The following is a 25,988-nucleotide window of genomic DNA, read 5'->3' on the forward strand; positions in this document are numbered from 1 at the left end:
GCCCCAGGCTCCCGCCGGTCCCCACGCCCCGCCCCCGCAGGCGCCGCCCGCCGGTCCCCCGGCCCCCGCGCCCGCGCCCGCGCCCGCCCAGCAGCCCACGTCCGACCGCGAGGACGCCCGATGAGCACGCCCTACGCCCCCCAGCAGCCCGCAGCACCCCAGCAGCCCACTCCCGCCTCGCAGGGGGCGCACGGCCACGCCCCCGAGGGCCTGGCGCAGCCCGCGCCGAGTGGCGAGAAGAAGACGCACCTCGGTCACGCCATCGCCTCGGAGTGGACGAAGATCCGCTCGGTCCGGTCGACGATCTGGACGCTCGCGGCCATGTTCGTCCTCGTCGTCGGCATCGGCCTGCTCGTCGGCCTCGCCTTCGGCAGTGCGGACTACGCCGAGATCCCCGTCCTCGCCCCCGGCCTCTTCGGCCTGATGCTGGGACAGCTGGCGATCATCACGCTCGGCGTGCTCGTCGTCACCTCCGAGTACAGCACCGGCATGATCCGCACGACGTTGGCCGTCTCGCCCAGGCGCACCCGGGTGCTGACCGCCAAGGCCCTCGTGTTCTTCGTCCTGTCGTTCGTCATGACGTTCGCGGCCTGCGGTCTGACCGCCTTCATCCACTCGGCCATGATCGAGGGCAAGCCGCTCTCGCCCTACCCGGACCCGGCCATCTGGAACGAGGACGCGATGGCCGCGGGCCAGGCGACGGCCACGTCCACGCAGTGGCTCGACGCGACGCTGGGCGCCTCGCTCTACGTCTCGCTGCTCGGCCTGCTCTCCCTCGCCGTCGGCACGCTGCTGCGCAGCACGCCCGGCACCGTCACCACGATGCTCGGCCTCGTCCTGCTGCCGTTCATCGCCTCGCTGTTCATGGTCACGGAGAGCACCCGCGAGCTCGGGGACACGATCCGCGAGTACTCCACGCTCAACGGGCTGGCGACGCTCTACCACATCCCGTTCCGGTTCGACTTCGACCCGGGCGACGAGATCAACGGCTGGCCGCTGCTCGGGCTGCTCGCGGCCGTCACCGGCGCCGTCCTGATCGCCGCCTACGCCCGGATCGCCACCCGGGACGTCTGAGGCCCGCCCCGCTCCCGCCGCGTCCTCAGTACCTGGGGGCGTTGCGGGAGCGCTGGACCCGGGTCGTCCGCCGGTCCCTGGCCGACCAACAGGGGGCGTGCCAGTGCCGGCGGTCGTCCACGTCCCCGAACTCCGGCCAGGTGACGACGTGCGGTACCCCGGGCGGGATCTGCTGGTCGCAGCCGGGGCAGCGGTAGTGCTTGGCCGCGGCGGCTCCGCTGATGCGGCGCACGACCCATCCCTGCCCCCGCCAGTTCTCGGTGTGCTCCACGCCGATGCCCCGACCGCCACCGGTGGCGGGGCCGTTGCCGTTCCTGGCTCCGCCACGCGGGCGGTTGCGACGCGGAGACACGTTTCACCTCACGGTGTGCGGGGGCGAACCTGCCCCGGGTGGTGCGGATCCGTTCCAGCCTAGCGGCCGGGCATGGGCCGTCCGGACCACTCCGTTCGGTCGCGGGCCCGCGCGCACTCGCACCGGCGGGCGCCGCGTCACTCGTTCTGCTGATGATCGGAAGAACTCGCGCCCTGGCCGTGCCCATGGCACGTGTCACGCGTTAATGCGGTGGAGTGACCCCGCGTCGGCCACCAGGAGGCGATGGACATGCGCGTCGGCACGTTCGTACTGGCCGCCCAGTTCCCCGGGCAGGGACAGGGGGAGGCGCTGCACCGCGCGGTGCGCTCGGCGACGGCCGCCGAGGAGGCCGGGCTCGACGCCGTCTGGCTGGCCGAGCATCACTTCGTGCCCTACGGCACCTGCCCCTCCGCCGTGACGCTGGCGGCCTACCTGCTCGGGCGCACCCGGCGCATCGGCGTCGGCACCGCCGTCAGCGTCCTGCCCACCGCACACCCGGTGGCCCTCGGCGAGCAGGCGGCCCTGCTGCACCACACCTCCGCCGGGCGGTTCACCCTCGGCGTCGGGCGGGGCGGGCCGTGGGTCGACCTGGAGGTGTTCGGCGCGGGCGTCGAGGCGTACGAGGAGGGCTACCCCGAATCCCTCGACCTGCTGCTGCGCTGGCTCCGCGAGGGCCGGGTGGGCGCAGACGGGCCGCGCTACCGCTTCCGGGAGGTCGCCGTCGTACCGCGCCCGGCGGAGGCCCTCGCCGCGGCGGCCGACGGGCCACCCGTCGTCGTCGCCTGCACCTCCGAGGGCTCGGTGCGGCTCGCGGCCCGGCGCGGGCTGCCCATGCTGCTCGGCATGCACTGCGGGGACGATGAGAAGGCGCGCCTGACCGCGCTGTGGCGGCGCGAGGCGCTGGCCGCCGGGTGGGCCGCGGCCACCGTCGAGACCCGGGCGGCCGAGCACGTGTCCGCCGGCGTGGTGCAGGTGGGCCCGAGCCGTGCCGAGGCCGCCGAGGTACTCCTCAAGGCCATGCCGGGCTGGCTGCGGCAGGGACTGGCCGCGCACGTCACCGTGGACGGCCGGCACCGCGCCATGCGCGATCCCGTCGCCTACACGGAGCTGCTGTGCGGCCTGCACCCCGTCGGCCCGCCCGAGCTGTGCGCCGAGCGCCTGGCCCGGACGTCGGAGCGGACCGGCATCCAGCGCTTCGCGCTGCTCGCCGAGGGCTCCGGCGATCTGGCGGCCACCGAGGCGAACGTCCACCGCCTCGGTGCCGAGGTGCTGCCGCTCCTCGGCACCGGGGCGGGCGACGGCGCGTCCACGGCCTGCGCGAGCGGCGACAGCCCGTGCTGAAACGACTCAGCAGTCGCGCAGCAGAGGCGACTGGTTGAGGAGTTGGCCACGGACCGAGGTGAAGCGCTCCAGCCGTTCGTCCGCCGTGGAGTCGAGCGGGAAGACCGCGACCCGGTGGCAGTTCTGGAAGGCGAGCCGCACCCCGAAGTGCCGCTCCAGCGCCCCCCGGATCGCATCACTGGCCAGCGCCCTGAGGAGCTGGCCGCGCGCCTGCTCGTCCGGCGGCGGCGTCTGGTTGTCGGCGAAGTCCCCACCGTCGACCTGGAGTCGGGCGACGAGGGAGCTGACCATCTCCCATGCGTAGGGGAGGGAGTTCTTGACGCAGTCGACGAAAGCCGCTTCGTCGACCTCGCCTCGCTCGGCCTGTGCCAGAAGGGCCGGTGAGACGTCGAGCGACATGGGGTTCTCCTCTCGCGGCCCCGGACGAACCCGGGACCGTACGGACGGGACGAGGGGCCCCGCTCGTGGTGCGCTCACCGATCGGCGACACCCCCATCACCTACGGTAAGGCCGTAACGAGTCCGCCACCATAGGGTTGCGCACACAACAGGCCATGTATGAACGGGGAGAACCAGGGGCGAATCGCTCCGCGTCGCACGGGTCGAGTAGCGTGCCGCCATGCGTCTCGTCATCGCCCGCTGCTCCGTGGACTACGCCGGCCGGCTCACCGCCCACCTCCCCCTGGCACCCCGCCTGATTCTGGTGAAAGCCGACGGATCGGTATCCGTCCACGCCGACGACCGGGCTTACAAACCCCTCAACTGGATGTCTCCGCCGTGCACGCTCAAGGAGGCCGAGGACGGGGTCTGGACGGTCATCAACAAGGCGGGCGAAAAACTGATCATCACGATGGCAGAAATCCTCCACGACTCGAGCCACGAGCTGGGTACGGACCCAGGGCTCATCAAGGACGGCGTCGAGGCGCACCTCCAGGAACTCCTCGCCGACCGCATGGAGACCCTCGGCACAGGCTGGACCCTCATCCGCCGCGAATACCCCACCGCCATCGGCCCGGTGGACATCCTGGGCCGCGACGGCGACGGTGCGACGGTGGCCGTCGAGATCAAGCGCCGCGGCGAGATCGACGGCGTCGAGCAGCTCACCCGCTACCTGGAGCTGCTGAACCGCGACCCCCATCTGTCCCCGGTCAAGGGCGTGTTCGCGGCCCAGGAGATCAAGCCGCAGGCCCGCGTCCTGGCCACGGACCGCGGCATCGACTGTGTGACGCTCGACTACGACGCCCTGCGCGGCGTCGACGACGACAAGCTCCGCCTCTTCTGACCCCTCGGCTTCCGCCGCACGCGCCGCCGTCCCGGCACCCGGTGACACGCACCAGGGCCGGGGCGGAGGCGTGAGGTCAGGCGACCTCCGGCTCGTCCCCGCCGGTGGTGCCCGTCTCGCCACCGGTCGTCGTGGGCCCGGGACCGCTGGCGGTGGTGGTGCCGTCGGTCGCGTCGCCGCCGTCGGTGGTGGTGCCGTCCGTGGTGCTGCCGCCGTCCGCGGTGTTCCCGCCGTCGGTGGTGCTGCCGCCGTCCGCGCTGTTGCCACCGTCCGCGCTGTTGCCACCGTCCACGGTGTTTCCGCCGTCCGCGGCGTTGCCACCGTCCGCCGTGTTCCCGCCGTCCACGGTGTTGCCACCGTCCGCGGCGTTGCCACCGTCCGCGCTGTTCCCACCGTCCACGGTGTTTCCGCCGTCCGCCGTGTTGCCACCGTCCGACGACGTGCCCCCGCCGCTGCCGCCACCGTCCGTCGAACCACCGCCGCCGGCCGGGTCCGAGGGCTCGTCCTCGGGGGACGAGGACTCCTCCGACGGCGTACTGGAGGACTCGGACTCCGAGGGCGAGCCACTCGGCGTGTCGGCGGACTCGCTGGGGTCGCCGCTCGGACCGGGCGTCGAGGCGTCCTCGGACTCGGACGGCGAGGCGCTGCCCTCCGAGGGGTAGCGCGTGTCGGTGACGTCGTATGTGGCGGAACGATCCGGCTGCACAGAGTCACCGGCGTCACCGCCGTCGCCGCCGATGTTGGCGACGGTGACGGCCGTACCCAGCAGGATCGCGAGCACCGCGCCCGCCGCCGCGGCGAAGACATTGCGACGGCGTCCGGTGAGCGGGCCCCGGGGCTCCTCGTCGGCCCCGAACGACCCGGGGTCGACGGCTGGCAGGGCGGCCGTGCCCGCCTCTGCGGCGGGGATCGGCGGGGTGAGGGACGGGACGACGGCCGTCTCGTCCTCGGAGCCCGTGGGCGGTGCCCCGCCCGGGCCGAGGGCGGGCCGCTTCGCGGCGGCGGCGTCGGCGACGAGCGCCAGCGCACGGCGGCTGGCGAACGAGCCGCTGCGGTCGGCGAGCTCGCCGCGCAGCCGCATCGCGGTCTCCAGCTCGGTGCGGGCGCGGTCCAGGTCACCGACGCACAGGGCGTGGATGCCCAGCTCATGGTGGAAGTACGTCTCCTCGGCCAGCTCACCGGCCTGGGCGGCGACGCCACCGCCCTCGGTGAGGATCTGCCGCCAGGGCGACCAGCGGCCCGCGGCGGCGAAGACGGGGGCCGCGGTGTGGGCCAGGAGCACGACGACGGAGTCGTGCCCGCCGGCGCGGGCGGCGGCGACGGCCGCCAGCAGGGTGCCTGCCTCCTGCGCCACCCGCTCCGGGGTGACGGAGGGGTGGCCGGCCCACCAGGCGTAGTGCCGTGCCGCGGTGCGGGCGAGGGCGCCCGCGCCCTCGTCGTAGCCCGCGCGGGCGAGCTGCTCGGTGACGCCGGCCGCGAGCCGGTAGTGGGGTCCGTCCGCGGTGGCGAGGCCGGCGGCGACGAGCTCGGCCAGGGCGGCGTCGGCGCGCTCGTCGTCGAGCAGGGCGGGCAGGTGCGCGGCCTGCGGCACGGCGCCGTCGAGGGCGACGGCGAACCGCAGCACCTCGCGGCCCTGCTCGCTCAGCGTCTCCGCGAGGCGCTCGGCGACGACGGAGGCGACGGACAGCGGCGGCGGGCTCTCCTCCTCGTCCGTCTCGATGACCACCGGGGCCGTCGGGTCGGCGGAGGAGGGAACGGCCCGCTGACGCAGCAGGGCCGCGCCCTGGACGAAGCGCAGCGGCAGCCCCTCGGACTCGAACCACAGGTCGCCGGCCCAGTCGGCCTCGTACTCCAGCAGGGTCCGGCCGGTGGCGTGCTCCAGGAGGTCCACGCAGGCGGTACGGCTGATGCCCCGGAGGAAGACCTCCTCGATGCCGGAGTGGGCGGCGGGCGGGGGGACGTCGGGGGTGACGGAGACGAGATAGGCGCACTCGGGGGTCGCCTCGAGCAGTTCCTCCAGCGTCTCGCCGCCGAACTCCAGGTCGTCCAGGACGACGACGGCGCCGATGTCGGCGAGAAGATCGAGGAGCTGCTCGTCGCGCGGCCGGTGCCGGGCGGTCTTGTACACGGCGGCGTACAGCTCGTAGAGCAGGTCGGCGGGGCCGCGGCCGCGACCGTGCAGCCGGACGACGCCGTCGGGGGCCAGCTCCGCACAGTCGGCCGCGACGGCGTCGAGCAGGGCGGTGCGGCCGGAGCCGGAGGGGCCGCTGAGGCGTACCGAGCGCCCGCGGGAGAGGAGCCGGACGAGCCGGTCGCGCTCCTCCTCGCGCTCCAGCAGCGGCAGGTCCAGGGCGGCATCGCCGACGAGGGCGGGCGGCACGGCCGCACGGTCGCGCTCCGCCCGCTGCTCGGGGCCGCGCCGACGCGGGGTCTCCGGCCGGCGGTCCGGCGGGCATGGCTCGATCTCGCTGCCGTCGACGGGGTTGACGGTCAGCAGGTAGTCACCGGCGACCAGCTGGACCGTGCGGGCGAGTGCCCCGCTGTCATGGCTCTCGTGGCCGTCGTGGTCCTCCGGTCCGCGGTGGGACGGGTGCATGGTGAAAGCCCCCCAGTGGCGGTGCGTGCGGTACTCCCTGGGCCCTTCCCGGCAGTGAAGGGAACAGTAGACGGCCGCCGGGCCCGGGCGAACCCCACCCCCCGCGGGAGGGCGGAATCGTCACGGCTTCGTGAGCGTTTCGCCCTCGATCGCGAGGATGCGGTGCAGCCGGGTGGCGACGAGGAGGCGCTGCATCTGCGGGGGGACGTCACGCAGGACGAGACGCCGGCCGCAGCGGCCGGCGCGGCGGTGGGCGCCCATGATGACGCCGAGGCCGGTGGCGTCCCAGGAGTCGAGCTGGGCGAGGCTCACGACGAGGTCGCCGTCGCCGCTCTCGAGGGCGGTCTGCAGAGCCGACCGGGCGTCCGCTGCGCTGCGCACGTCGAGGCGGCCCCCGACGTACAGCTCGGCGTGATCGCCCTTGATCTGCATAACGCGCTCCCGGTGCCTCGTGATGACGCTGCGTGAACCTTCATATCCGAATGTCCCACCACACCTGACGGCCGACCGGCGGGTGGGGTTGCTGTCCGTGTGGGAATCGACACGGAAGTTCACCCTGGCGGATGATGGGGGCACGGCCCGTTCGGCCGCGCCCCGACCGTTCAGTAGCGGTAGTAGCCCTCTCCGGACTTGCGGCCCAGGTCGCCCGCGTCGACCATGCGGCGCATCTGCTCGGGGGCGGCGAACTTCTCGTCCTGCGACTCCGTGTAGATGTTGTCGGCCGCGTTGAGCAGGATGTCGATGCCGGTGAGGTCGGCGGTGGCCAGCGGGCCCATGGCGTGCCCGAAGCCGAGCTTGCAGGCGATGTCGATGTCCTCGGCGGTGGCCACGCCGGACTCGCGGAGCTTGGCGGCCTCGACGACGAGGGCGGCGATCAGGCGGGTGGTGACGAACCCGGCCACGTCCCGGTTGACGACGATGCAGGTCTTGCCGATGCCCTCGGCGAACGCCCGGGCGGTGGCGAGGGTTTCGTCGCTGGTCTTCAGACCGCGCACCAGCTCGCACAGCTGCATCATCGGCACCGGGGAGAAGAAGTGCGTGCCGACGACGCGGTCCGGGCGCTTCGTGGCCGCGGCGATCTTGGTGATCGGGATGGCGGAGGTGTTCGAGGCCAGGATGGTCTCGTCCTTCGCCACCCCGTCCAGCGCGCGGAAGATCTCCTGCTTGACCTCGAGCTTCTCGAACACGGCCTCGACGACGATGTCGGCGTCGGCGGCCGCGTCCAGGTCTGTCGTGGTGGTGATGCGGCCGAGCGCCGCCTGCGCGTCCTCGGCGGAGAGCTTGCCCTTGCTGACGAACTTCTCGTAGGAGGCCTCGATGCCGCCCTTACCGCGGGCCAGGGCCTCGTCGGTGACGTCGCGGAGAACCACGTCCCAGCCCGCCTGGGCGGAGACCTGCGCGATGCCGGAGCCCATGAGTCCGGCTCCGATGACGGCGAGCTTCTTGGCTTCCAACGTGATGTCCCCTCTGGAAAAACAGTCACCAGTGCGTACTCTCAGGCGGACCATAGCGTCCGTGAGCGGAGCGTGGGCGGCGAAGAGATGCGCATCACGTCTCAACTGACGGACATCACATCCGATCGTTATCCCGCTGCGGCGCCCCGCCAGTTGGCGTTCGCGCAGCCGGGCCGGGAGCCCCCGCCGGGGCTACGCTCACACCATGGTCAACCTGACACGTATCTACACCCGCACCGGCGATGACGGCACGACGGCCCTGGGCGACATGAGCCGCACGGCCAAGACGGACACCCGCATTTCGGCGTATGCCGACGCGAACGAGGCGAACGCGGCGCTCGGCGTGGCGATCGCCCTGGGCGACCTCCCGGAGGAGGTCGTGACCGTCCTCACCCGGGTGCAGAACGACCTCTTCGACGTGGGCGCCGACCTGTCCACGCCCGTGGTGGAGAACCCGAAGTTCCCCCCGCTGCGGGTGCTGCAGTCCTACATCGACCGGCTGGAAAGCGACTGCGACACCTTCCTCGCCGACCTGGAGAAGCTGCGCAGCTTCATCCTGCCCGGCGGCACCCCCGGCGCGGCCCTGCTGCACCAGGCGTGCACGGTGGTCCGGCGCGCCGAGCGGTCCACGTGGGCGGCGCTGGCCGAGCACGGCGACACGATGAACCCGCTCACCGCCACCTACCTCAACCGCCTGTCGGACCTGCTGTTCATCCTGGCCCGCACGGCGAACAAGGCCCAGGGCGACGTCCTCTGGGTGCCCGGCGAGAACCGCTGAGACCCGGGGCCGCTCCCCCGGGGCCGGGTGGCGCGCGGCGGCCTGTCCGGCGGCGTCAGTGCGCGATGCCGTCGATCAGGTCGCGGGCGCCCTGCCGCAGGAGCGCGACGGCGACGGAGGTGCCCAGCGTCGCCGGGTCGAGCCGCCCGGCCCACTCGTGCGCGTTGAGCACCGTCTTGCCGTCGGGGGTGAAGACGCACGCGCGCAGCGACAGATCATCGCGGCGGGCGCGGGCGTAGCCGGCGATCGGGCTGTTGCAGTGCCCCTGGAGCACGTGGAGGAACATCCGCTCGGCGGTGGCCTCCCGGTGGGTGTCCGGGTCCCCGAGCGGGCTGACGGCGTCGATCAGCTCGGTGTCGTCCTCCCGGCACTGGAGAGCGAGGATGCCGGCGCCGATGGGCGGGCACATGGTCTCGGTGGACAGGATGTCCGTGACGACGTCCATGCGGTCGATGCGCTCCAGGCCCGAGACGGCGAGCAGCAGGGCGTCGGCGTCCCCCGCGGCCAGCTTCTCCATCCGGCGCCCGGCGTTGCCCCGCATGGGCACGCACTCCAGGTGCGGGTGGGAGGCGGCGAGTTGGGCCCGGCGCCGCACCGAGGAGGTGCCGATCCGGGTGCCGGGCGGCAGCTCGTCGAGCGTGCGGCCGCCGGGGTGGATGAGGGCGTCGCGGACGTCGTCGCGCTTGAGGAACGCCGCGAACGTCGTCCCGGCGGGCAGCGGGCGGTCCGCGGGGACGTCCTTCACGCAGTGCACGGCGAGGTCCGCCTCACCGGCCAGCAGCGTGGCGTCGACCTCCTTGGTGAACGCGCCCTTCCCGCCGAGCCGCGCCAGGTCGCCCATCCACCGGTCGCCCGCGGTCGTGACGGGGACGACCTCGGTACGCACGCCCGGGTGACGGGCCGCCAGCTCGGCGCGTACCCGCTCCACCTGCGCCAGGGCCATCGGTGACGAACGCGAAACGATACGGATCAGCTCAGGTACGGCCATCCCCACACGATAGCCCGTCAGTTCCCGCCTCCCACGGGCGCGGCCGACGGAGCCGGAACCGCGAGGTCTCCCACGCGAACCCGAACGGTTCCGGGAGCTTCACCGGTGCCCGGTTCCTCGGCCGGGCGCAGGTCGCCGGCGCGTGCGGGGACAGCACCACGAGGCTGCCGCGAGGTCTCGCCGGGCCTACCCACCGGTAACGATCGGGGTCGCACCTCTAGCCGCCCGGCGCGGCGGTGATCTGTAATGGCCCGGACCCGCACGGGGTCAGGCGCCGCTCTCCGGGCGGCGGCCGCTCGTCCTCGTCCCCGGAAGGTACGCCGCCGTGAACCTCAGTCTGTCCCTGGCCGGACTCCGCCGCCCGCGGGGTGTGTGGACCGCCGTGGGCGCCCTCGCCCTCGTGGGGGTGCTCACCGGCACGACGCTGCTGCTCTCCGGTGACGACGACGGGGTCACGGACGACGGGCCGCACCTGCTGCTGCCTCCGGAGGCCGCGGGCCCCTTCTACCGGACGGGGGACGCTGTCCTGCCCGAGGGCTCGGAGGGGACGGTGGCGGCCTTCGGCGTCGAGGACGCCACGACGGTGAACGCCAACTACGCCACGGTCGACCCGCTGAAGCCGGACGTCCTGGAGGACCCGGAGGCGCGGTTCGCGATCTTCGCCGGAGCCTGGGGGCGCGTGGAGGCCCCGGAGGCCGCCGTCGACGCCGCCTTCCGGCAGCTGGCCGAGGACGTGGCGGACTCCCCCGAGTCCCGGACGACGCTCCGGGGCGCCCCGGAGCGGGTCACCCCGGAGGGGGCGGAGAACGCGGTCCTCAAGTGCCGGCTCGCGGTCGGAACGAACGTGGTGACGGGCGAGCGGCAGGAGACGCAGTTCTGCATGTGGGCGGACCACAGCACCGCGGGCATGGTGGTCGTGTCCCGGGCGAACGGGCGGACGAGCACCGAGGAGGGCGCCCGGTTCGCCGCCGACCTGCGCCGTTCCGCCCGGCTGGCCGTGGACTGAGCACCCGCGGGCCCTCCCGTAGGGTGGGGCCGGACCAGGCGGGAGGACACGCGGTGCGGGACGACATGGAACCAACGGCGGATCAGACCCCGGTGACGGGCGACGGTTTCCCCGGCAGCGGCCGACGGGTGCTGGTGACCGGCGCGGCGGGCGGCCTCGGCCGCGCTCTCGCCCGGGCGTTCGCGGCCAACGGGGACCGGGTGGCCCTGCACTACGCCAGCCGCCGCGCCGAGGCGGAGGAGACGGCGGCGGCCCTGCCGGGCGGCGGACACACCGTGCTGGGCGCGGATCTGACGGACGCCGCCCGGGCCGGTTCCCTGGTGGAGGCGGCGGCCGAGGCGCTCGGCGGGATCGACGTGCTGGTGAACAACGCCGCGGCGCGCACCGCCGCGCATCCGCCCGTCGGCACCCCGGCGGCCGACTGGGTCGCGGCCTGGGAGCGCCACGTGGCCGTCAACCTGCTCGCGCCGGCCCACCTGAGCCATGCCGCCGCGCAGCGCATGATCGCCCAGGGCGGGGGCGGACGGATCGTCAACGTCGGTTCGCGCGGGGCGTTCCGCGGCGAGCCCGACCATCCGGCCTACGGCGCGACGAAGGCCGGGCTGCACGCGCTGGGCCAGTCCCTGGCGGTGGCGCTCGGCCCGCACGGCATCGCGGTGGCCTCGGTGGCGCCCGGTTTCATCGACACGGACAGGGTGGCGCACCGGCTGAGCGGCGCCGAGGGGGAGGAACTCCGTTCGCAGAGTCCGTTCGGCCGGGTCGCCGTCCCGGAGGACGTCGCCGCGGCCGTGCTGTGGCTGGCGTCCCCGCAGGCGCAGTGGAGCTCCGGCACGATCCTGGACGTCAACGGCGCTTCCTACCTGCGCACCTGAGCCTCACGCCGCCAGCGAGCTCGGGCGCGAGCCCGCACGGCGGGCCCGGGCGGCGCGGCGGGTGTGCGCGCGCGCCGGAGCGTGGCACCGTGGCCGGAGCGCGGCACGGCGGTGGGCGCGTTCAGGAGGTGGTACGGACATGACGCAGACGAGTCGGCCGGTGTTCTCGCGGTTCTACGCGCGACTGGCCGGGCCGGGGCTGGAGCGCGCCGGGGCGGGCGAGCAGCGCGACCGCATACTGGCCGGGCTCCGGGGCGAGGTGATCGAGCTCGGGGCCGGGAACGGCCTCAACTTCCCCCACTATCCGGCGGACGTGACGCGCGTGGTGGCCGTGGAGCCGGAGCGGCACCTGCGGGAGATGGCCGAGCGGGCGGCCGGGGTGGTTTCGGCCCCGGTCGAGGTCGTGGCCGGTTCGGCCGAGGCGCTGCCGTACCCGGACGGATCGTTCGACGCGGCGGTGGCCTCGCTGGTGCTGTGTTCCGTTCCGGAACCGTGGGCGGCGCTGCGCGAGTTGCGCCGCGTCCTGCGCCCGGGCGGGGAACTGCGCTTCTTCGAGCATGTGCGGGCGGCGTCGGCCGTGGAACGGCGGGTTCAGGACGCCCTGGACTCGACGTTCTGGCCGCGGCTGATGGGCGGCTGCCACACCGGACGGGATACGGCCGGGGCGATCGAGGCGGCCGGCTTCACCGTCACCGAGTTGCATCGCTTCCGCTTCCCCGAGACGAGGGCCCTGTTCCCGACCGCCGACCACGTCCGGGGGACGGCGGTCGCCTGAACGCGGCGTCCCCCGCCGCCGGGACTCCGGCGACGGGGGACGGTGTTCCGGGGCTCCCGGTCAGGGCTCCGGCGGACGGTCCTCGCCACGTCCCCTCGGCTGCTCACCGCCGAGTTGCTCGTCGAGGCGCTCCTGAGCGGTGTCCACGTGCTTCTCGTACCTGCCGCCGGTGCGCTTGTCGACGTGGTCGCCGGCCTTCTCCACGCCCTGGCGGGCCTGGTCCTCATGACCCCTGAGCATGCCCTTCAGCTTATCCATGATGGACATGGCTGTCCTTTCCGCCGATGTGCGGTGTCCTCGTCCAGGATCACCCCGAATGCCGCGTTCCTGCATCCGGAGACCCGGAACCCGCGGCGGGCGTCAGGGGCCTCCAAACGGGCGAGGGCGACCGGAGCGCGGCCGGGACACACCCCCGTGGCTTCCCGGCCGCGCTCCCCGCGGTCAGCGCCGCAGGCGCTCCCGCGCCGGCGCGCCGGAGTCCGGCCGCGCGCTCCCGGGCGGCTGCTTGGGCCAGATCGTGTAGCTCGCCGCGATGATCAGAGCGACGACCACGACCCAGGCCATCCGCGTCTGCCACATCCGCAGCGGGTCGACGTCGCCGCCGTCGCCGACGAACCAGATCGCGCACTGGAGCAGGGCGGCGGCGATGGCGGCGGCCCCGATGGCACGGGCGCTCATCTTCCACTCGTGGAGGGCACGGGCCCGTCCGTAACGCGGCGGCCCGACCGGCGGCGGACCGCCCGCGAACCGGTGGGCGAACCGGGCGTCGGCCCAGCGGATCAGGTAGTGACCGTGGGTGACCGTGAACCCGATGTAGACGGCGGCCAGTCCGTGCTGCCACCCGGGCTCGCCGCCGTCGCGCAGGTCGAGGGAGCTCGCGACGAGGAGCACGAGCTCGAGCAGCGGCTCGAACAGGAGGACGGCGAGGCCGGCCCGGGGCATGCGGGCCAGGTAGCGCAGGGACAGGCCGAGGGCGAGGAGAACCCAGAATCCGACCTCGGCGGCGATGATGAGGGCGACCAGCACGGCGAGCTCCTTGTCTCTCCCCTCCAGGGTCTCCGCCACGGGCGCCGGGGTCGTCGTCGTGGGTGACGATCCGCCACTGCATCCTTCGATGTACCTCCGGCATCCGCCGGGTGGCGGAGGTATCGGGGCCCGCCCCGTGCTGAGATGGGGTCATGCCCCGCACCACCCCGCTCCGCCCGCACCGCTCGGACGTCATGATCGCCGTCTTCGGCCTGCTGGGCGGGCTGCTGCTCTGGGCGCTGGACCTGTTCACCATTCACCAGGGGCTGGGCGAGGCGTACGGGGACTGGGCGCTGCTGCCGCTGCTCGTCATGTGCCTGGCCGCGCTGGGACGGCGCAGCCACGGGCCGTGGGTGCTGGTCCTCGCCGTGCTGGCGCTCGTCGGCGACGGCCTCACCGGCGGCCTGCTCGCGACCCTGATCGTCTTCACCGACATCGTCTACGCCGCGGTGCTCTACGGCAGCCCGCGCCGGGCGCGGCTGCTGCCGCCGTGGACGATGGCGATGAGCGTGGCGTTCACGCTGGCGATGCTGGCCGCGCTGCGGGAGCCGGAGGTGCTGCTCGTCGGGGCGCTGTTCGCCGGGGTCACCGCACTGCCCGCCTACACCGGGCTGCTGGTGCGCACGCATCGTGACGCGGCCACGGCCATGCGGCTGCGGGCCGAACAGACGGCGCGGCTGGCCGAGATGGACCGCCGCCAGGCTGTGGGCGCGGAACGGGCCCGGATGGCCCGGGAGTTGCACGACCTGGTGGCCAACCACCTCTCGGCCATCGCCCTGCACGCGACGGCCGCGCAGTCACTCGACGACGCGTCGGCCACCGCGCGGGCGCTCGGCGTGATCCGGGAGAACAGCGTGCAGGGGCTCACGGAGATGCGCCGGCTGATCGGCATCCTGCGCGACGAGGCCGGGGACGGCGACGCCCCCGCCGCCCGCCCCACGCTGGACGGACTGCCCGCGCTGGTCGACCAGGCTCGCTCCGGGGGCGCGCCGGACGGGCTCCGGTTCACGCTGTGCGGAACGTACGCCGAGCCCGGGGCCGCCGAGACGGCCGACGGCCTGCCCGCGCCGGTCGAACTGGCCGCGTACCGCGTCGTCCAGGAGGCGCTGACCAACGCGTTGAAGCATGCCGCGCCCGGCGAGGTGACCGTCCGGGTGGACCGGGACGTGGACCTGACGGTGAGCGTCCAGTCGCCGCTGGGCCGCGGCGGTCCCCGGCTGCCGGGCTCCGGCGCCGGCCTCGTCGGCATGCGTGAGCGCGTCGAACTGCTCGGAGGGACGTTCTCCGCCGGGCCGGACGCGGACGGCTGGCGGGTGTGGGCCAGGCTGCCGCTGAGCGAAGGAGCCGATGCAGCGTGACGATCCGGGTCGTGGTCGCCGAGGACCAGGCAGCCGTGCGGTCCGGGCTGGTCCTCATCCTGGGGAGCGCCCCGGACGTCGAGGTCGTCGGGGAGGCCGGGGACGGCGAGGAGGCGGTGCGGCTGGCGCGTGAAGTGCGCCCCGACGTCGTGCTGATGGACGTGCAGATGCCGCGGCTGGACGGCGTCTCGGCCACCCGGCGGATCACGGCGGAGGGCCTGGCGGACGTGCTGGTGCTGACGACGTTCGACCTGGACGCCTACGTCTTCGGTGCGCTGCGCGCGGGGGCGGCGGGCTTCCTGCTGAAGGACACCGACGCGGCGGGGCTGGTGGACGCCGTCCGCACCGTGGCCCGGGGCGAGGGGATGATCGCGCCCGCCGTCACCCGTCGGCTGATCGCGGAGTTCGCGGAGCCGGCCCCCGAAGTCGCTGCGCCGCCAGCCGAGTTGGAGGCCCTGACGGTGCGGGAGCGCGAGGTGTTGGCGCTGCTGGGCGAGGGGCGGTCCAACGCGGAGATCGCCACCTCGCTGTCGATGGCCGAGGCCACGGTGAAGACCCACGTCAGCCGGGTCCTGCGCAAACTGGGCCTGCGCAGTCGCACCCAGGCGGCGGTCCGCGCCCGGGAGTGGGGTGTGACCGCGGGCTGACCGGATCGGGGGTGTTTCACCAACTCCACACGGCCACAAGGAACATCGCCGCGAGAGAGGCATATGGTCCAGACCTATTGACCAGTGGTCCAGACCTCTCTACTCTCCGTGGACAACTGCGAGGAGCGCGCCGGGACACCGGAACGCTCCACGGGCGGCGCAGCGACCCCCATCGGACCGGCCCCCACCGGCCCCAGCTCTATGGAGCGCTGTTGAAGACACAAGGCAGAACGAAACGACTCTCAGCACGCCGCGCCCTCGCGGTGGCAGCGGCCCTGCTCATCCCCGCCGGCGGCCTCGTCGCCCTCGCCTCACCGGCCCAGGCCGCCGAGGAGGTGACGGCAACCTTCACCAAGACCCAGGACTGGGGTACCGGCTTCGGAGGCAAGTGGACGATCACCAACTCCGGCACCACCACGCTGAACGGCTGGAAGCTGGAGTGGGACTACCCCGCGGGCACCACGGTGAACAGCCACTGGGACGCCAGGATCACCTCCGACGGTGACCACTACACCGCCGTCGACGTCGGCTGGAACGGCACCATCGCCCCCGGCGCCAGCGTGAGCTTCGGCTACAACGGCAGCGGTCCGGGCGCGCCCAGCGGCTGTCTGCTCAACGGCAAGGCCTGCGACGGATCGGGCACCCCCGACCCGGACCCGACCGACCCGCCGCCCGACCCCGACCCGACCGATCCTCCGCCGCAGCCGCCCGGCGAGTACATCAACCTCGGGTACTTCACCGAGTGGGGCGTCTACGGCCGCGACTACCACGTCAAGGACCTGGTCACCTCGGGCTCGGCCGAGAAGCTCACGCACATCAACTACGCCTTCGGCAACGTCCAGGGCGGCAAGTGCACCATGGGTGACAGCTACGCGGCCACCGACAAGGCCTACACGGCCGGGGAGTCCGTGGACGGCGTCGCCGACACCTGGGACCAGCCCCTGCGCGGCAACTTCAACCAGCTCCTGAAGCTGAAGAAGCAGTACCCGCACATCAAGATCCTGTGGTCCTTCGGCGGCTGGACCTGGTCCGGCGGCTTCGGCGACGCCATGAAGAACCCGGCCGCGTTCGCCCAGTCCTGCCACGACCTGGTGCACGACCCGCGCTGGGCGGGGCTGTTCGACGGCATCGACCTCGACTGGGAGTACCCCAACGCGTGTGGTCTGAGCTGTGACAGCAGCGGCCCGGACGTCATGCGGAAGATGATGCAGGCGTTCCGCGCCGAGTTCGGCCCGGACCAGCTCGTGACAGCCGCGATCACCGCCGACGCGTCCGAGGGCGGCAAGATCGACGCCGCGGACTACGCCGGAGCGGCTCAGTACACCGACTGGTACAACGTCATGACGTACGACTTCTTCGGCGCCTGGTCCAAGACCGGGCCGACCGCACCGCACTCCCCGTTGACGTCGTACGCCGGCATACCGAAGGACGGCTTCAACGCGGCGGACGCCATCGCGAAGCTCAAGGCCAGCGGCGTCCCGGCGGACAAGATGCTCCTGGGCATCGGCTTCTACGGCCGCGGCTGGACGGGCGTCACCCAGTCGGAGCCGGGCGGCACCGCCACGGGCCCGGCACCCGGCACGTACGAGCAGGGCATCGAGGACTACAAGGTGCTCAAGAACTCCTGCCCGGCCACCGGCACCGTCGCGGGCACCGCCTACGCGCACTGCGGCAACAACTGGTGGAGCTACGACACCCCCAGCACCATCACGGGCAAGATGGACTGGGCCAAGCAGCAGGGCCTGAGCGGCGCGTTCTTCTGGGAGACCAGCGGGGACACCTCCGACGGTGAGCTGATCGCCGCGATCCACCAGGGGCTCAACGGCTGAACCGACGCCCCTTCACCCCGTGACAGGGGCCCCGATCCGCCGGGGGACGGCCCGCCCGCCGTTCCCCGGCTTCCCCTGTGCCGGGGCACGCCACCGCACGCTTGGGGGGTCTGCGCCACAGGCGCAGGGCTGACAAGCGCAGCCCCGCACCCGGCGGGAAGGGGCTGCCCCTTCCCGTCCATCGCGGACCGCGGGTGCACTTCGGCCACACGCGCGGTTCCCCGCGCCCCTTCCGGGGCGCCGGACTACGCCACGTTGACCCGCTGGCCGGGGGGCGCCGCCTCCAGCCAGGCCAGGAAGCCGGTCAGAGCGTCCTCGCTCATCGCCAGCTCCACCGGCGTGCCGGCGTGCAGACAGCTCAGGACGATCGCGTCGGAGAGCAGGGCCAGCTCCTCCTCCCCCTGCGGGGTACGACGCTGGACGACCTCCACCGACTCCCGCTCCAGCAGCCGCCGCGGCCGGGGAGCGTAGGAGAAGACGCGGAACCACTCGACGCGATCTCCCCGGTAGCGGGCGATGCCGTAGCTCCAGCCCTTCCCGGTGGGCTCCTCGGTCTCCTCCTTGGGCACGTTCCAGCGCAGACTGCAGTCGAACGTGCCGCCCGACCGCTGGATCAGCCGACGGCGCAGCCCGAAGACGAACAGCGCCAGCAGCACCAGCGCGACGCACATCCCGCACAGCACCAGGGCGAGGGTCACGCGTCACCGACCTCCTCGCATCTCCCTGCGTGCCGCGCCCCGTGCGCGGATACGCCTTCCATGATGACTCAGCCGCGGATGGTCCCGGAGCAGGACTCCGGGACCATCCGCGGCTGAGCGACGTGTACCCGCGGGTTCAGCGTGCGACCGCCACTGCCCGCAGCCGGACGTCGGCGCGGCGTTCGGCCGCCGCGTCCTGGTCCGCCTTCGCCTGTTCGAGCGCGCGCTCGGCCCGCTCGACGTCGATCTCGTAACTCAGTTCGGCGATCTCGGCCAGGAGCGACAGCTTGTCGTCGGCGAACGAGATGAAACCGCCGTGCACCGCGGCGATCACGGTGCCGTCGCCGCTCTCACCGGTGGTGCGGATGGTGACCGGGCCGGACTCCAGCACGCCCAGCAGCGGCTGGTGGCCGGGCATGACGCCGATCTCACCCGAAGAGGTGCGCGCGACGACCAGCCTGGCCTCGCCCGACCAGACCTTGCGGTCGGCGGCGACCAACTCGACGTGCAGCTCAGCCACTGTGGCTCCTCAAACTGGGATTTCTCAAGAATAAGGGGGTGCGCCGGGTGAGGACCGGACCGGGGCCCGGTCCTCACCCGTACGCCGAGCCCGGCGTCAGGAGACGCCCAGCTCCTTGGCCTTGGCCTTCAGGTCGTCCAGGCCACCGCACATGAAGAACGCCTGCTCGGGGAAGTGGTCGTACTCACCGTCGGCGATCGCGTTGAACGCGGCGATCGACTCGTCCAGCGGAACGTCCGATCCGTCGAGACCGGTGAACTGCTTCGCCGCGTGGGTGTTCTGCGACAGGAAGCGCTCGATACGGCGGGCGCGGTGGACGGTGAGCTTGTCCTCCTCGCCGAGCTCGTCGATACCGAGAATGGCGATGATGTCCTGGAGGTCCTTGTACTTCTGCAGGATCCCCTTGACGCGCGAGGCGCACTCGTAGTGGTCCTGCGAGATGTAGCGCGGGTCCAGGATGCGGGACGTGGAGTCCAGCGGGTCCACCGCCGGGTAGATGCCCTTCTCCGAGATCGGACGGGAGAGCACCGTGGTGGCGTCCAGGTGGGCGAACGTGGTGGCCGGGGCCGGGTCGGTCAGGTCGTCCGCGGGGACGTAGATCGCCTGCATCGAGGTGATCGAGTGACCACGGGTCGAGGTGATGCGCTCCTGGAGGATGCCCATCTCGTCCGCGAGGTTCGGCTGGTAACCCACCGCGGAGGGCATGCGGCCCAGCAGCGTGGAGACCTCGGAGCCGGCCTGGGTGAAGCGGAAGATGTTGTCGATGAAGAACAGCACGTCCTGCTTCTGCACATCGCGGAAGTACTCCGCCATGGTCAGACCGGCCAGGGCCACCCGCAGACGGGTGCCCGGGGGCTCGTCCATCTGGCCGAAGACGAGGGCCGTCTGCGGGAGCACGCCGGACTCGGCCATCTCCTCGATCAGGTCGTTGCCCTCACGGGTGCGCTCACCCACACCGGCGAACACGGAAACGCCCTCGTGCAGCTTGGCCACACGCATGATCATTTCCTGGATGAGCACGGTCTTGCCGACGCCGGCGCCGCCGAACAGACCGATCTTGCCGCCCTTGACGTACGGGGTCAGCAGGTCGACGACCTTCAGGCCGGTCTCGAACATCTCGGTCTTGGACTCGAGCTGGTCGAAGGCCGGGGCCTGGCGGTGGATCGCCCAGCGCTCGGTGACCTCGGACTCGGCCTCCGGCTCGTTGAGGATCTCGCCGAGGGTGTTGAAGACGCGGCCCTTGGTGACGTCACCGACGGGGACGGTGATGCCGTCGCCGGTGTCGGTCACCGGGGCCTGGCGGACCAGGCCGTCGGTGGGCTGCATGGAGATGGCACGCACCAGGCCCTCGCCGAGGTGCTGCGCGACCTCGAGGGTCAGCGTCTTGGTGGCGCCTTCGGTGGCCGGGTCGGCGACCTCGACCGTGAGGGCGTTGTAGATGTCCGGCATCGCGTCGACGGGGAACTCCACGTCGACGACCGGGCCGATGACCCGCGCGACGCGGCCCGTCGCGGCGGCCGTCTGAGCAGTGGTGGTCATAGTTATCGGTCACTCCCCGAAGAAGCGTCGGCCAGCGCGCTGGCACCACCGACGATCTCGCTGATTTCCTGGGTGATGTCGGCCTGGCGGGCCGCGTTGGCAAGCCGCGTGAGCGACTTGATGAGCTCTTCCGCGTTGTCGGTCGCCGACTTCATCGCCCGGCGGCGGGCCGCGTGCTCGGAAGCGGCGGCCTGGAGCAGAGCGTTGTAGATGCGGCTCTCGACGTAGCGCGGCAGCAGCGCGTCGAGCACTTCCTCCGCCGACGGCTCGAAGTCGTACAGCGGCTGGACGCCCTGGTCGGCGGCCTTGGCACCGGCCTCGGCGTCCGAGGGCTCCAGCGTGAGCGGGAGCATCCGGCGCTGGACCGGCGTCTGCGTCATCATCGAGACGAACTCGGTGAAGACGATGTGCAGCTCGTCCACGCCGCCCTCGGCGGTGTCCCGCTCGATGGCCTCGATGAGGGGAGCCGCGACCGCCTTCGCGTCGGCGTACGAGGGGCTGTCGGTGAAGCCCGTCCAGGACTCCTCGACCGCCTTCTCGCGGAAGCCGTAGTACGCGACACCCTTGCGGCCGACGACGTAGGTCACGACGGACTTGCCCTCGTCCGAGAGCTGCCCCGTCAGCGCCTCCGCGGCCTTGATCGCGTTGGAGGAGTAACCGCCGGCCAGACCGCGGTCGCTCGTGACGAGCAGGACCGCGGCCCGCTTCGGGGCCTCCGCCTCGGTGGTCAGCGGGTGCTTGACGTCGGCACCGCCCGCCACCGCGGTGACCGCGGCGGTGAGCTCGTCGGCGTACGGGGTGGAGGCCGCCACCTGGCGCTGCGCCTTGACGATGCGCGAGGCGGCGATCATCTCCATCGCCTTGGTGATCTTCTTGGTGGCCTTGACGGATTTGATCCGCCGCTTGTAGACGCGGAGCTGGGCACCCATGCTCAGCCCTCGCCCAGAAGCTTGCCGTCCGAGGTCTCGAACTGCTTCTTGAAGGTCTCGACGACCTCACGCAGCTTGCCGAGGGTGTCGTCCGACATCTTGGCGCCCTCGCGGATGCCGGTCATCAGGTCCTTGTGCTCGCGGTGCAGGTAGTCCAGCAGCTCCTTCTCGAAGCGCCGGATGTCCGCGACCGGGACCTCGTCCATCAGACCGTTGGTGCCGGCCCAGATGGAGACGACCTGGTCCTCCGTCGGGTAGGGCGCGTACTGGCTCTGCTTGAGCAGCTCCACCATCCGCTGACCGCGCTCCAGCGAGGCCTTGGACGCGGCGTCCAGGTCCGAACCGAAGGCGGCGAACGCCTCCAGCTCACGGAACTGGGCCAGGTCCACCCGGAGGCGGCCCGAGACCTGGCGCATGGCCTTGTGCTGGGCGGAGCCACCGACACGGGAGACGGAGATACCGACGTTCAGCGCCGGGCGCTGGCCCGCGTTGAACAGGTCGGACTCCAGGAAGCACTGGCCGTCGGTGATGGAGATGACGTTGGTCGGGATGAACGCCGACACGTCGTTGGCCTTGGTCTCGACGATCGGCAGACCGGTCATCGAGCCGGCGCCCATCTCGTCGGAGAGCTTGGCGCAGCGCTCCAGCAGCCGGGAGTGCAGGTAGAAGACGTCGCCCGGGTAGGCCTCACGGCCCGGCGGACGGCGCAGCAGCAGGGAGACGGCGCGGTAGGCGTCGGCCTGCTTGGACAGGTCGTCGAAGATGATCAGGACGTGCTTGCCCTCGTACATCCAGTGCTGACCGATGGCCGAGCCGGTGTAGGGCGCGAGGTACTTGAAGCCCGCCGGGTCGGACGCCGGGGCGGCGACGATGGTCGTGTACTCCAGGGCACCGGCCTCCTCCAGCGCGGCGCGCACGCCCGCGATGGTGGAGCCCTTCTGACCGACGGCGACGTAGATGCAGCGGACCTGCTTGCTCGGGTCGCCGGTGGCCCAGTTGGCCTTCTGGTTGATGATCGTGTCGACCGCGAGGGCCGTCTTGCCGGTCTGCCGGTCACCGATGATCAGCTGACGCTGGCCGCGGCCGACCGGGGTCATGGCGTCGACGGCCTTGTAGCCGGTCTCCATCGGCTCGTGCACCGACTTGCGCTGCATGACCGTGGGGGCCTGCAGCTCCAGGGCGCGGCGGCCCTCGGTCTCGATCTCACCGAGGCCGTCGATGGCGTTGCCCAGCGGGTCGACGACCCGGCCGAGGTAGCCCTCGCCGACGCCCACCGAGAGGACCTCGCCGGTGCGGCGCACCGTCTGGCCCTCCTCGATACCGCTGAACTCGCCGAGGACCACCGCACCGACCTCGCGCTCCTCGAGGTTCAGGGCGAGGCCGAGCGTGCCGTCCTCGAACTTCAGCAGCTCGTTCGCCATGGCCGAGGGAAGACCCTCGACCTTCGCGATGCCGTCACCGGCAACGCTGACCGTCCCGACCTCTTCGCGCGAGGCCGCGTCCGGCGTGTACGACTGGACAAAGTTCTCCAGCGCGTCCCGGATCTCATCCGGCCGGATCGTGAGCTCCGCCATCTGGGTTCCCTGCTCTCCTTGTTGGGCCCGTATGTATCTGCTACGGCCCAACTCGGGCCGCTACGTACTGCTTGTTGAGTTGGTGTGACGGCCGGCTCAGCCGGCCATCCGCCGCTCGACCTCTTCGAGGCGCGCGGCCACGCTGCCGTTGATGACGTCGTCACCGATGCGCACCGTGATCCCGCCGAGGACCTCCGGGTCCACGTCCAGGTTCAGGTGCACCTCGCGCCCGTAGAGCCGGGTCAGCGCGGCGCCCAGGCGCTGGCGCTGCCCGTCACTGAGCGGAACCGCGGAGGTGACGACGGCGACCGACCGGTTGCGGCGCTCGGCGGCCAGCTTGGAGAGGGCCTCCAGGCCACCTTCCAGGCTACGGCCTCGCGGATGCGCGACCAGGCGGACCACCAGCCGCTCGGTGGCGGGCTTGGCCCGGCCTCCCAGCAGGCGGTGGAGCAGCGCGGTCTGCGCGTCCTTGAACGCGGCGTCCCCGGCCTTGCCGCTGAGCGCGGCGCGCAGCTCGGTGGAGGAGGCGACGATCCGGCCGAACCGGAACAGCTCGTCCTCGACGTCACCGAGGGTGCCGTCGCGGTCGGCGGCGATCAGGTCGGCGCTGTCCGCGAGCTCCTCGACGGCGTCCACCAGGTCGCGCGGACGCGACCAGCGAGAGCGGACCATGCCGGAGACGAGGTCGGTGACCTCGCCGCCGACCTGGCCGCCCAGCAGCCGGCCGATCAGCTCGGCCTTGGCCTCGCCGGGCTGCGCCGGGTCGGTGAGGATCCGGCGCAGTCGCACCTCACGGTCGAGCAGCGCGGTGACGGCTGCCAGCTCCTCGGCGAGCCGCGCCGCGTCGACGGACGTGTTGTCCGTCAGCGCGTCCAGCTGCTCCCGGGCGGTGGCCAGTGCCTCGCGGCTCGCTCCGTTCATCGGGCGGCCCCGGTCTCGGCCTTGGCCTCCAGCTCGTCCAGGAAGCGGTCGATGGTGCGGCTCTGGCGGGCGTGGTCCTCAAGGGACTCGCCGACCAGCTTGCCGGCCAGTTCGGTGGCGAGCTTGCCCACGTCCTGGCGCAGCACCTGCGCGGCCTGCTTGCGGTCGGCCTCGATCTGGGTGTGACCCGCGGCGATGATCTCCTCACGCTGCCGCTGGCCCTCCGCACGCATCTCGGCGATGAGCGCGGCACCCTGCTCCTGCGCCTCCTGGCGCAGACGGGCGGCCTCGTGCCGGGCCTCGCTCAGCTGAGCCCGGTACTCCTCCAGCGTCTGCTGCGCCTCGGCCTGAGCAGCCTCGGCCTTCTCAATGCCCCCCTCGATCGACTCGCGACGCTCGTCCAGGGCCTTGTTGATGGCCGGGAGGAGCTTCTTGGCGAAGACGAAGAAGACGATGCCGAAGGCGAGCAGGCCGATGACGACCTCAGGCCAGACCGGGAGCAGCGGGTTCTGCGGATCCTCGGCTGCCAGGTACATCATGGTGGACCTTTCGTCGATATAAGGCTGCGGTCCGGGTCCGTCAGATGATGAACGGAACGACGAAGCCGATCAGGGCCAGGGCCTCGACGACGGCGAAGCCGAGCAGCATGTTCTGGCGGATGAGGCCGGCGGCCTCGGGCTGGCGGGCGATGGCCTGCACACCGTTACCGAAGATGATGCCGATGCCGACGCCGGGGCCGATGGCGGCGAGGCCGTAACCGATGGTGCCGACGTTGCCTTCAACAGCCGCGAGGGTCTCGAGAGCAGCAGACATTCCGTTGGTTCCTTCTCTTGGTGGGCCGGTGGGTGGTTGGTCCACCGGACGACTGGGGTTGGGCGAGTGGCTTGGGGCTTTGCGCCTCTGCCTCAGTGCGCCTCTTCGAGGGCCTGGGAGAGGTAGGTGGCGGTCAGCACCGTGAAGACGTAGGCCTGCAGCGCCTGGATGAACAGCTCGAAGACCGTGAGGACGAGCGTCATGGCGAAGGAGGCGGTGGCGTAGATGCTGCCGAGGAAGGTGCCGAGCATGTACCACGTGGCGATCGTGAAGATCAGGATGAGCACGTGGCCCGCGAACATGTTCGCGAAGAGTCGCACGGCGAGCGTGAAGGGCCGCACGAAGATGTTCGACAGGAACTCGATCGGCGTCAGGATGACGTAGATCGGCTTCGGCAGACCGCTGGGCACGCACAGGTTGCGCATGCCGCCCACGAAGCCGTTCGACCTGAAGGTCACCGTCATGTAGGTGATCCACACGACGAGCGCGAGCCCGGCCGGGTACGCGATCACGGAGGTGACCGGGAACTGGGCGACGGGGATGAGCGCCCAGAGGTTCATCATCCAGACGAAGAAGAACAGCGAGACCAGCAGCGGGATGAACGGCTCGCCCTTCTTGCCGATCACCTCGCGGGCGATGCCCTTGCGCACGAACTCGTAGCCGGCCTCGGCGATCATCTGGAGCTTGCCGGGAACGACCTTCGGGTTCGAGAACGCCATCCAGAAGAAGGTCAGGATGATGCCGGTGCCGATGAACGCCAGCAGCATCGGCTTGTTGAACTCGATCCCGCCGACCGTGAACATCGGGTCGAAGATGAACGACCACACGCTCGGGGCCTCGAAGCCACAGCCTTTGAACAGGTGGCAGTCGGTCTCGAAGGCGAGCAACTGGTCACTACTCACCGCGAGCTCCTTCGGTCGGACGCATAGGTACGGCTACCTCGATGTGTCGGCGTGGCGCAGGCCACGGAGCGGCACTGGACTGGGTATCGCGGGAGGCGGAACCGGCCGGCGCGACGGCAGGGCGGCCCGAGGGAAGGCGGGGAGCACGCGGCGCTGTCCCGCACAGCGCACGCTCCATCGCTCGCCACACTCTCGGCGTCGGACCATAGCAGTCCACCGAGGGGGCTTTTATATCGCCCCTACCTTCGGAGCGGCCGCGGGACGCCCTCACGTGCGGGGCTCCGCGTCCGCGGACTCGCCGACCCGGGAGGGCTCGACGTAGAGCTGCTTCACCCGGGTCTGCGTCCACGCCTGCGCCGCCAGCCACACCAGCAGGCAGGCGAGGACGGTGAGACCGAAGACCGGCCCGTCCATCCAGGTCACGTCCCGCAGGAGCAGCAGGAGGACGAGCATGACGCCGACCTGCGTGGTGTAGACGAGGAATCCGGCACCCAGCAGGAGGTGGGGCCAAGCCTCACCGATACGGCTGACCGCGGTCAGACCGAGGCCGAAGAAGGTGATGACCACCGCGGTGGCGAGCCCGGCGCCGATGGCACCCTCGGCACCGGCGGCGAGTACGCCGACGATGACGCCGACGAGACCGGCGCATGCCGAGGGAATCGCGGCGCCGCGGAGAATCCGGGCGTCGTTCGACTGCATACGAGCTGCTCCAGCG

Annotated in this window: 28 protein-coding genes; 10 read left to right on the plus strand and 18 right to left on the minus strand. The window is 72.1% G+C overall.

What is annotated here, in order from left to right; all coding sequences use genetic code 11:
- Nucleotides 1–120 precede the first annotated feature (120 nt).
- Entirely contained in the window at nucleotides 121–1,074 is a 954-nt protein-coding gene (locus tag HPT28_RS22795; protein WP_219093067.1) for an ABC transporter permease, read from the plus strand.
- A 25-nt stretch (nucleotides 1,075–1,099) separates the two neighbouring features.
- Here HPT28_RS22795 and HPT28_RS22800 read toward each other — a convergent pair whose 3' ends face one another.
- Nucleotides 1,100–1,426, minus strand: coding sequence for an ATP/GTP-binding protein (locus HPT28_RS22800; protein WP_219093068.1), 327 nt, complete (start codon nucleotides 1,424–1,426; stop codon nucleotides 1,100–1,102).
- Nucleotides 1,427–1,675: 249 nt separating this feature from the next.
- Here HPT28_RS22800 and HPT28_RS22805 point away from each other — a divergent pair, with 249 nt between their 5' ends.
- Nucleotides 1,676–2,767: an LLM class flavin-dependent oxidoreductase gene (locus HPT28_RS22805; RefSeq protein WP_219093069.1), complete on the plus strand. Its 1,092-nt coding sequence runs from the start codon at nucleotides 1,676–1,678 to the stop codon at nucleotides 2,765–2,767.
- 6 nt (nucleotides 2,768–2,773) lie between these two features.
- On the opposite strand, the gene HPT28_RS22810 is transcribed toward HPT28_RS22805, so the two are convergent.
- The gene (locus tag HPT28_RS22810) at nucleotides 2,774–3,166 is read right to left on the minus strand and encodes an SCO5389 family protein (protein WP_219093070.1); all 393 of its coding nucleotides are present in this window, start codon (nucleotides 3,164–3,166) and stop codon (nucleotides 2,774–2,776) included.
- A 219-nt stretch (nucleotides 3,167–3,385) separates the two neighbouring features.
- Between HPT28_RS22810 and nucS the strand changes: the two genes are divergently transcribed.
- The gene (gene nucS, locus HPT28_RS22815) at nucleotides 3,386–4,048 is read left to right on the plus strand and encodes an endonuclease NucS (protein ID WP_219093071.1); all 663 of its coding nucleotides are present in this window, start codon (nucleotides 3,386–3,388) and stop codon (nucleotides 4,046–4,048) included.
- Nucleotides 4,049–4,124: 76 nt separating this feature from the next.
- Here nucS and HPT28_RS22820 read toward each other — a convergent pair whose 3' ends face one another.
- The 3 genes from HPT28_RS22820 to HPT28_RS22830 form a co-directional block, all read right to left on the minus strand.
- Nucleotides 4,125–6,644 carry an ATP-binding protein gene (locus tag HPT28_RS22820; protein WP_219093072.1) on the minus strand — a complete coding sequence of 840 codons (2,520 nt, stop codon included), beginning with the start codon at nucleotides 6,642–6,644 and terminating at the stop codon, nucleotides 4,125–4,127.
- 120 nt (nucleotides 6,645–6,764) lie between these two features.
- Nucleotides 6,765–7,076 (minus strand): STAS domain-containing protein, encoded by a 312-nt coding sequence (locus tag HPT28_RS22825; RefSeq protein ID WP_219093073.1) that lies wholly within the window; start codon nucleotides 7,074–7,076, stop codon nucleotides 6,765–6,767.
- A 170-nt stretch (nucleotides 7,077–7,246) separates the two neighbouring features.
- On the minus strand, nucleotides 7,247–8,098 hold the full coding sequence (locus HPT28_RS22830; protein WP_257579270.1) for a 3-hydroxyacyl-CoA dehydrogenase family protein: 852 nt from the start codon (nucleotides 8,096–8,098) through the stop codon (nucleotides 7,247–7,249).
- Between the two features lie 205 nt (nucleotides 8,099–8,303).
- Between HPT28_RS22830 and HPT28_RS22835 the strand changes: the two genes are divergently transcribed.
- Entirely contained in the window at nucleotides 8,304–8,876 is a 573-nt protein-coding gene (locus HPT28_RS22835; RefSeq protein WP_219093075.1) for a cob(I)yrinic acid a,c-diamide adenosyltransferase, read from the plus strand.
- A 55-nt stretch (nucleotides 8,877–8,931) separates the two neighbouring features.
- On the opposite strand, the gene hemC is transcribed toward HPT28_RS22835, so the two are convergent.
- Entirely contained in the window at nucleotides 8,932–9,864 is a 933-nt protein-coding gene (gene hemC / locus HPT28_RS22840) for a hydroxymethylbilane synthase (RefSeq protein ID WP_219093076.1), read from the minus strand.
- Nucleotides 9,865–10,189: 325 nt separating this feature from the next.
- Between hemC and HPT28_RS22845 the strand changes: the two genes are divergently transcribed.
- From HPT28_RS22845 to HPT28_RS22855, 3 genes are all read left to right on the plus strand, one after another.
- The gene (locus HPT28_RS22845; protein ID WP_219093077.1) at nucleotides 10,190–10,870 is read left to right on the plus strand and encodes a hypothetical protein; all 681 of its coding nucleotides are present in this window, start codon (nucleotides 10,190–10,192) and stop codon (nucleotides 10,868–10,870) included.
- A 65-nt stretch (nucleotides 10,871–10,935) separates the two neighbouring features.
- The gene (locus tag HPT28_RS22850) at nucleotides 10,936–11,742 is read left to right on the plus strand and encodes an SDR family NAD(P)-dependent oxidoreductase (protein ID WP_219093078.1); all 807 of its coding nucleotides are present in this window, start codon (nucleotides 10,936–10,938) and stop codon (nucleotides 11,740–11,742) included.
- Between the two features lie 139 nt (nucleotides 11,743–11,881).
- Nucleotides 11,882–12,517: a class I SAM-dependent methyltransferase gene (locus HPT28_RS22855; RefSeq protein ID WP_219093079.1), complete on the plus strand. Its 636-nt coding sequence runs from the start codon at nucleotides 11,882–11,884 to the stop codon at nucleotides 12,515–12,517.
- 60 nt (nucleotides 12,518–12,577) lie between these two features.
- Here HPT28_RS22855 and HPT28_RS22860 read toward each other — a convergent pair whose 3' ends face one another.
- Both HPT28_RS22860 and HPT28_RS22865 read right to left on the minus strand, forming a co-directional pair.
- A complete protein-coding gene (locus HPT28_RS22860; RefSeq protein WP_219093080.1) occupies nucleotides 12,578–12,784 on the minus strand; it encodes an antitoxin in 207 nt (68 codons plus the stop codon).
- A gap of 174 nt (nucleotides 12,785–12,958) precedes the next feature.
- The gene (locus HPT28_RS22865; RefSeq protein ID WP_219093100.1) at nucleotides 12,959–13,543 is read right to left on the minus strand and encodes a hypothetical protein; all 585 of its coding nucleotides are present in this window, start codon (nucleotides 13,541–13,543) and stop codon (nucleotides 12,959–12,961) included.
- Nucleotides 13,544–13,695: 152 nt separating this feature from the next.
- Here HPT28_RS22865 and HPT28_RS22870 point away from each other — a divergent pair, with 152 nt between their 5' ends.
- The 3 genes from HPT28_RS22870 (at nucleotide 13,696) to HPT28_RS22880 (ending at nucleotide 17,377) form a co-directional block, all read left to right on the plus strand.
- Nucleotides 13,696–14,901 carry a sensor histidine kinase gene (locus HPT28_RS22870; RefSeq protein ID WP_219093081.1) on the plus strand — a complete coding sequence of 402 codons (1,206 nt, stop codon included), beginning with the start codon at nucleotides 13,696–13,698 and terminating at the stop codon, nucleotides 14,899–14,901.
- Nucleotides 14,898–15,548: a response regulator transcription factor gene (locus HPT28_RS22875; RefSeq protein ID WP_219093082.1), complete on the plus strand. Its 651-nt coding sequence runs from the start codon at nucleotides 14,898–14,900 to the stop codon at nucleotides 15,546–15,548. Before HPT28_RS22870 ends, HPT28_RS22875 begins: the two co-directional genes overlap by 4 nt.
- Before the next feature lie 209 nt (nucleotides 15,549–15,757).
- Nucleotides 15,758–17,377: a glycosyl hydrolase family 18 protein gene (locus HPT28_RS22880; RefSeq protein ID WP_374227001.1), complete on the plus strand. Its 1,620-nt coding sequence runs from the start codon at nucleotides 15,758–15,760 to the stop codon at nucleotides 17,375–17,377.
- A gap of 245 nt (nucleotides 17,378–17,622) precedes the next feature.
- Here HPT28_RS22880 and HPT28_RS22885 read toward each other — a convergent pair whose 3' ends face one another.
- The 10 genes from HPT28_RS22885 to HPT28_RS22930 form a co-directional block, all read right to left on the minus strand.
- Nucleotides 17,623–18,075 (minus strand): DUF2550 domain-containing protein, encoded by a 453-nt coding sequence (locus HPT28_RS22885; RefSeq protein ID WP_219093083.1) that lies wholly within the window; start codon nucleotides 18,073–18,075, stop codon nucleotides 17,623–17,625.
- 136 nt (nucleotides 18,076–18,211) lie between these two features.
- Entirely contained in the window at nucleotides 18,212–18,595 is a 384-nt protein-coding gene (locus HPT28_RS22890) for a F0F1 ATP synthase subunit epsilon (RefSeq protein ID WP_219093084.1), read from the minus strand.
- 96 nt (nucleotides 18,596–18,691) lie between these two features.
- Complete coding sequence (gene atpD, locus HPT28_RS22895) at nucleotides 18,692–20,134, minus strand: F0F1 ATP synthase subunit beta (RefSeq protein ID WP_219093085.1); 1,443 nt, start codon at nucleotides 20,132–20,134, stop codon at nucleotides 18,692–18,694.
- A 2-nt stretch (nucleotides 20,135–20,136) separates the two neighbouring features.
- A complete protein-coding gene (locus HPT28_RS22900; RefSeq protein ID WP_219093086.1) occupies nucleotides 20,137–21,063 on the minus strand; it encodes a F0F1 ATP synthase subunit gamma in 927 nt (308 codons plus the stop codon).
- 2 nt (nucleotides 21,064–21,065) lie between these two features.
- Nucleotides 21,066–22,637 (minus strand): F0F1 ATP synthase subunit alpha, encoded by a 1,572-nt coding sequence (gene atpA, locus HPT28_RS22905; RefSeq protein ID WP_219093087.1) that lies wholly within the window; start codon nucleotides 22,635–22,637, stop codon nucleotides 21,066–21,068.
- Between the two features lie 96 nt (nucleotides 22,638–22,733).
- Nucleotides 22,734–23,558 carry a F0F1 ATP synthase subunit delta gene (locus HPT28_RS22910; protein ID WP_219093088.1) on the minus strand — a complete coding sequence of 275 codons (825 nt, stop codon included), beginning with the start codon at nucleotides 23,556–23,558 and terminating at the stop codon, nucleotides 22,734–22,736.
- Complete coding sequence (locus HPT28_RS22915) at nucleotides 23,555–24,097, minus strand: F0F1 ATP synthase subunit B (protein WP_219093089.1); 543 nt, start codon at nucleotides 24,095–24,097, stop codon at nucleotides 23,555–23,557. The genes HPT28_RS22910 and HPT28_RS22915 overlap by 4 nt, the downstream gene beginning before the upstream one ends.
- A gap of 40 nt (nucleotides 24,098–24,137) precedes the next feature.
- Complete coding sequence (gene atpE, locus HPT28_RS22920) at nucleotides 24,138–24,371, minus strand: ATP synthase F0 subunit C (RefSeq protein ID WP_219093090.1); 234 nt, start codon at nucleotides 24,369–24,371, stop codon at nucleotides 24,138–24,140.
- 92 nt (nucleotides 24,372–24,463) lie between these two features.
- The gene (gene atpB, locus HPT28_RS22925; protein ID WP_219093091.1) at nucleotides 24,464–25,273 is read right to left on the minus strand and encodes a F0F1 ATP synthase subunit A; all 810 of its coding nucleotides are present in this window, start codon (nucleotides 25,271–25,273) and stop codon (nucleotides 24,464–24,466) included.
- 267 nt (nucleotides 25,274–25,540) lie between these two features.
- Nucleotides 25,541–25,972, minus strand: coding sequence for a hypothetical protein (locus HPT28_RS22930; RefSeq protein WP_219093092.1), 432 nt, complete (start codon nucleotides 25,970–25,972; stop codon nucleotides 25,541–25,543).
- Nucleotides 25,973–25,988: the final 16 nt, after the last annotated feature.

This window comes from Streptomyces sp. JJ38 (genome assembly GCF_019303475.1).
Lineage (GTDB): Bacteria > Actinomycetota > Actinomycetes > Streptomycetales > Streptomycetaceae > Streptomyces.

Coding starts and splice junctions, on each gene's coding strand:
- atpE (WP_219093090.1), bottom strand. CDS start 24,371: ATGTCTGCTGCTCTCGAGACCCTCGCGGCTGTTGAAGGCAACGTCGGC.
- HPT28_RS22795 (WP_219093067.1), top strand. CDS start 121: ATGAGCACGCCCTACGCCCCCCAGCAGCCCGCAGCACCCCAGCAGCCC.
- HPT28_RS22855 (WP_219093079.1), top strand. CDS start 11,882: ATGACGCAGACGAGTCGGCCGGTGTTCTCGCGGTTCTACGCGCGACTG.
- HPT28_RS22820 (WP_219093072.1), bottom strand. CDS start 6,644: ATGCACCCGTCCCACCGCGGACCGGAGGACCACGACGGCCACGAGAGC.
- atpD (WP_219093085.1), bottom strand. CDS start 20,134: ATGACCACCACTGCTCAGACGGCCGCCGCGACGGGCCGCGTCGCGCGG.
- HPT28_RS22805 (WP_219093069.1), top strand. CDS start 1,676: ATGCGCGTCGGCACGTTCGTACTGGCCGCCCAGTTCCCCGGGCAGGGA.
- HPT28_RS22835 (WP_219093075.1), top strand. CDS start 8,304: ATGGTCAACCTGACACGTATCTACACCCGCACCGGCGATGACGGCACG.
- HPT28_RS22910 (WP_219093088.1), bottom strand. CDS start 23,558: ATGAACGGAGCGAGCCGCGAGGCACTGGCCACCGCCCGGGAGCAGCTG.
- HPT28_RS22930 (WP_219093092.1), bottom strand. CDS start 25,972: ATGCAGTCGAACGACGCCCGGATTCTCCGCGGCGCCGCGATTCCCTCG.
- hemC (WP_219093076.1), bottom strand. CDS start 9,864: ATGGCCGTACCTGAGCTGATCCGTATCGTTTCGCGTTCGTCACCGATG.
- HPT28_RS22850 (WP_219093078.1), top strand. CDS start 10,936: ATGGAACCAACGGCGGATCAGACCCCGGTGACGGGCGACGGTTTCCCC.
- HPT28_RS22860 (WP_219093080.1), bottom strand. CDS start 12,784: ATGTCCATCATGGATAAGCTGAAGGGCATGCTCAGGGGTCATGAGGAC.
- atpA (WP_219093087.1), bottom strand. CDS start 22,637: ATGGCGGAGCTCACGATCCGGCCGGATGAGATCCGGGACGCGCTGGAG.
- HPT28_RS22810 (WP_219093070.1), bottom strand. CDS start 3,166: ATGTCGCTCGACGTCTCACCGGCCCTTCTGGCACAGGCCGAGCGAGGC.
- HPT28_RS22825 (WP_219093073.1), bottom strand. CDS start 7,076: ATGCAGATCAAGGGCGATCACGCCGAGCTGTACGTCGGGGGCCGCCTC.
- HPT28_RS22900 (WP_219093086.1), bottom strand. CDS start 21,063: ATGGGTGCCCAGCTCCGCGTCTACAAGCGGCGGATCAAATCCGTCAAG.
- HPT28_RS22915 (WP_219093089.1), bottom strand. CDS start 24,097: ATGATGTACCTGGCAGCCGAGGATCCGCAGAACCCGCTGCTCCCGGTC.
- HPT28_RS22870 (WP_219093081.1), top strand. CDS start 13,696: ATGCCCCGCACCACCCCGCTCCGCCCGCACCGCTCGGACGTCATGATC.
- nucS (WP_219093071.1), top strand. CDS start 3,386: ATGCGTCTCGTCATCGCCCGCTGCTCCGTGGACTACGCCGGCCGGCTC.